Genomic DNA, 4,349 nt, shown 5'->3' with positions numbered 1-4,349 from the left:
ACGAGGCTCTTGATGTGGCTGGTCTGCGCCACCCGCCAGGGATTCCCCTGATACGATTCAGAATGGCACCATTTCCATGGCTTGGCCGGCATCGCGAAGCCGTCGAAGGCCGACGGCTGCACGTTCTGCTCCGCCCCGACATAGAGGCTCTGCAGATTGTCCGGCAGCGTGGCGAGCGCCGCCTTGCCGTCGGCGAGAGCGGCTGTCGGGAGTGCCAGCCCGGCGAGCAGCAGAGCCGGGAGAAGTATGCGAACAGCATGCGTATCCATGGTCGAGTTCCCCTTTGGTTTTATATATGATAGCATATTTTAATAGGTAATAGAAACTTTGCGCGCTTGTCAATCGCCGCCGAGATCAGCAAATTCCCGCGGACCGGAACGAACGGGACCAGAATCAGATGGTTGGGCCAAGGAAAAGCGACGTCGCCGCGCGGGCGGAAAAGACGCCCGGCGAGGGGCAGGCAACCTATCTCGCGCCCGCGCTGGAGAAGGGCCTGGACGTGCTCGAGCTGCTTGCCCGGCAATCCGAGGGACTGACCCAGAGCCAGATCGCGCAGCAGCTCAGCCGGTCGCTGCAGGAGGTCTACCGCATGGTCGTCTCGCTGGAGCGCCGCGGCTATATCCGCCGCGGACCGCAGGACGAGGCCTTCAGGCTGTCGATGAAGCTCTACGACCTGGCGCTCGCTTTCCCGCCGATCGAGATGCTCACCACGGCGGCCAATCCGATCCTGTTGCGGCTCGCGGCCGAAACGCAGCAGTCGATCCTGCTGACGGTGCTGGAGGGGGCTTTCATCCGCACCATCGCCTATGCCGACAGCCCGGCGCCGCTCGGCTTCCGAGTGCGGCTCGGCACATCGAGCCCGGCCGAGCATACCGCCTCGGGCCGGGTGATCCTCGCCTTCCAGCCGCCAACGATACGGGAGTGGAATTTCGATGCGCTCGCAGCCAACGGCATCGATCGCGCGGAATTGCGACGGGTGCGGCAGCGCATCGAAGCTATCGCCGCGCGGCACTACGAGCTGATCGCGGGCGAAAACATTGCCGGTATCACCGATGTGAGTTTCCCGATTCTCGATGGCCGGGGGCAGGCCTTGGCCGCGCTGACAATGCCTTTCCTTCAGTCGGTGCGCGGGCGGGTGCCGATCCAGCAGGCAGCCGCTTCGCAATTCAAGGCGGCCTGCGAGCTGTCGAACATCTTGGGCGGCACGCCGCCGGCGCCCGAGTTCCCGCTATCGGATCCATTGACCCGCGCTCCACATCCCGAATGAGCAGCTTCATACGGCGCGGCGCATTTATCGATTCCCCGACACCGCACAAGCAAGAAAAGCGGAAGCAGGCGAAGGCTTTACGACGACATTTCCTGGCGAGCGCTCTTTACCTGATGCGACACTGCCTCTAAAACCGCGCCGCTGCCGGACGCCTCCGGCTAACCCTCTGCATGCCGCAACGCATCCTGCGGCATGCATTTCACCACCCGCGCTCGTTTGCGGGACTGGATAGGAGAACCCTGATGCCGAATTCCGTTTCCCTGACGTTTCCCGATGGCTCGGTTCGCGACTACGACGCGGCGCTGACCGGCGCGGGCCTTGCAGAATCGATCTCCAAGTCGCTGGCCAAGAAGGCTGTCGCCTACAGCCTCGACGGCACCGTACGCGATCTTTCCGATCCGCTCGGCACGTCCGGCAAGGTCGAGATCATCACCCGCGAGGATCCGCGCGCGCTGGAACTCATCCGCCACGACACGGCGCATGTGCTGGCAGAGGCCGTGCAGGAGCTGTGGCCGGGAACGCAGGTGACCATCGGGCCAGTGATCGAGAACGGGTTCTATTACGACTTCGCCAGGAACGAGCCGTTCACGCCGGACGATTTCCCGGCGATCGAGAAGAAGATGCGCGAGATCATCGCCCGCAACAAGCCGTTCACCAAGGAAGTGTGGCCGCGCGAGAGGGCGAAGAAGGTCTTTGCCGACAAGGGCGAGCGCTACAAGCTCGAACTGATCGACGCCATTCCGGAAGACCAGGACCTCAAGATCTATGCCCAGGGCGACTGGTTCGATCTCTGCCGCGGCCCGCACATGGCTTCGACCGGGCAGATCGGCAATGCCTTCAAGCTGATGAAGGTGGCCGGCGCCTATTGGCGCGGTGACTCGAACAACCCGATGCTGACGCGCATCTACGGCACGGCCTTTGCCGACCAGGCGCAGCTCGACGCCTACCAGACGCTGCTGGAAGAGGCCGAGAAGCGCGACCACCGCAAGCTCGGCCGCGAGATGGACCTGTTCCATTTCCAGGAAGAGGGGCCGGGCGTCGTCTTCTGGCACGCCAAGGGCTGGAAGATGGTGCAGAACCTGATCAACTACATGCGCCGCCGCCTCGACGAGCATGGCTATCAGGAAGTCAACGCGCCGCAGGTGCTGGACAAGAGTCTGTGGGAGACGTCGGGACACTGGGGCTGGTATCGCGACGCGATGTTCAAGGTCACCGTCGCCGGCGACGACACCGACGACGACCGCGTCTTCGCGCTGAAGCCGATGAACTGTCCCGGACATGTGCAGATCTTCAAGCATGGGTTGAAGTCTTATCGCGAACTGCCCGTAAAGCTTGCGGAGTTCGGCAATGTACATCGCTATGAGCCGTCGGGCGCGCTGCACGGACTGATGCGCGTGCGCGGCTTCACGCAGGATGACGCGCATATCTTCTGCACCGAGGAGCAGCTTGCCGCCGAATGCCTGCGCATCAACGACCTGATCCTGTCGACCTATGCCGATTTCGGCTTCGACGAGGTCAGCGTGAAGCTGTCGACGCGGCCGGACAAGCGCGTCGGCACCGACGAGGCCTGGGATCATGCCGAGGCGATCATGAGCAATGTGCTGGAGACGATCCGCGCGCGCTCAGGCAACCGCATCAAGATCTCGATCAATCCGGGCGAGGGCGCGTTTTACGGGCCGAAGTTCGAATATGTGCTGAAGGACGCCATCGGCCGCGAATGGCAATGCGGCACCACGCAGGTCGACTTCAATCTGCCGGAGCGCTTCGGCGCCTTCTATATTGGCTCGGATTCGGAGAAGAAGCAGCCGGTGATGGTGCATCGCGCCGTGTGCGGCTCGATGGAGCGTTTCCTCGGCATCCTGATCGAGAACTATTCCGGCCATTTCCCGCTGTGGTTCGCGCCGCTGCAGGTGGTGGTGGCGACGATCACCTCGGATGCGGATGAATACGCCATGAAAGTGGTCGAGCGGCTGAAGGCCGCGGGGCTGCTGGCCGAAGCGGATCTGCGCAACGAGAAGATCAACTACAAGGTGCGCGAGCATTCCCTGGCCAAGGTGCCGGTCATCCTCGTCTGCGGCAAGCGCGAGGCCGAGGAGCAAACCGTCAATATCCGCCGGCTGGGCTCCCGCGACCAGGAATCGCAGAAGCTCGAGGATGCGGTGAAGTCTCTCGCCGACGAGGCGGTTTCGCCCGATCGCAAGCGTCGCGCAGCCTAAACTGCCAGCACTCCCTGAAATGGCGGTGGCGCGTCCACCGCCATTTTCATATGCCTGTCACGCCAGCCCTGTAACGAGCCGCCATGCTCAAATTGAAACTGCGGGAAAGACGGTTTCCCGAGCTCTCCTACGCCAATGCGCATCAACCGGTGCTGACGCGCTGGTTCATCCATTCCGTCGAGGGCTTGTCGGGTCGCGACCGTTTCGCCGTGCTTTACGATTTCTGGCGCCGCCAGGTGGTGCCGACCGGCGACCGCGTGTTCAGCCGCATGCTGGAGTTGATCGACGTCAAGGTCCACAATGCCGTGCAGTGGCCGCCGGCGGCGCTGCCGGACACGCCGCTGGTCATCGTCGCCAACCACCCCTTCGGCATCGGCGACGGCATTGCCGTGCTTTCGCTCGTCGAGCAGTTGGGCCGGCCATTCCGGGTCATGATCCACAAGGACCTGCTCAGGATCCGCGAGATGGAGCCCTATTCGCTGCCGATCGATTTTTCCGAGACCAAGGAAGCGCTGAAGAACAACATGGCGGTGCGCCACGAAGCGGTGCGGCTGCTGAAGGAAGGCGTAACCATCGTCGTCTTCCCGGCCGGCGGCGTCGCCACGGCGCCGAAGGGTTTTGGCCGCGCCATTGACCTGCCGTGGAAGATGTTCCCGGCCAAGCTCATCCAGGACGCCAAGGCATCCGTCATCCCGATGTATTTCTCCGGCCAGAACGGCCGCTTGTTCCATCTCGTCAGCGGTCCGATGAACATGGCCGAGCGCGACAACCGCGTGGCGAAGTTCATCGGCAAGGCGTCTCTGACGCTGCGCACCTCCTTGCTGATCCGCGAGTTCGCCCGCCTGTCGGGCAAGGCGATCGAGGTG

At 63.2% G+C, this 4,349-nt stretch carries 3 protein-coding genes and 1 pseudogene; 3 read left to right on the top strand and 1 reads right to left on the bottom strand.

Features of this window, described 5'->3' with window-relative positions:
* A pseudogene (locus tag FJ471_RS34145) lies at positions 1–269 on the bottom strand (ribose ABC transporter substrate-binding protein); the annotation flags it as partial.
* 128 nt (positions 270–397) lie between these two features.
* Between FJ471_RS34145 and FJ471_RS34140 the strand changes: the two are divergent.
* The 3 genes from FJ471_RS34140 to FJ471_RS34130 all read left to right on the top strand — a co-directional run.
* Entirely contained in the window at positions 398–1,267 is an 870-nt protein-coding gene (locus FJ471_RS34140) for an IclR family transcriptional regulator (protein WP_140811182.1), read from the top strand.
* Positions 1,268–1,509: 242 nt separating this feature from the next.
* Positions 1,510–3,483, top strand: a complete 1,974-nt coding sequence (gene thrS / locus FJ471_RS34135; RefSeq protein WP_140811180.1) for a threonine--tRNA ligase — start codon at positions 1,510–1,512, stop codon at positions 3,481–3,483.
* A gap of 83 nt (positions 3,484–3,566) precedes the next feature.
* Positions 3,567–4,349: 1-acyl-sn-glycerol-3-phosphate acyltransferase (locus FJ471_RS34130; protein WP_140811177.1), on the top strand; the 783-nt coding region annotated here is incomplete at its 3' end.

It is taken from the genome of Mesorhizobium sp. B2-7-1 (genome assembly GCF_006440735.1).
GTDB lineage: Bacteria > Pseudomonadota > Alphaproteobacteria > Rhizobiales > Rhizobiaceae > Mesorhizobium.
Note: the sequence above shows the minus strand (reverse complement) of the source record. Positions and strands in the feature narration are given on the sequence as shown.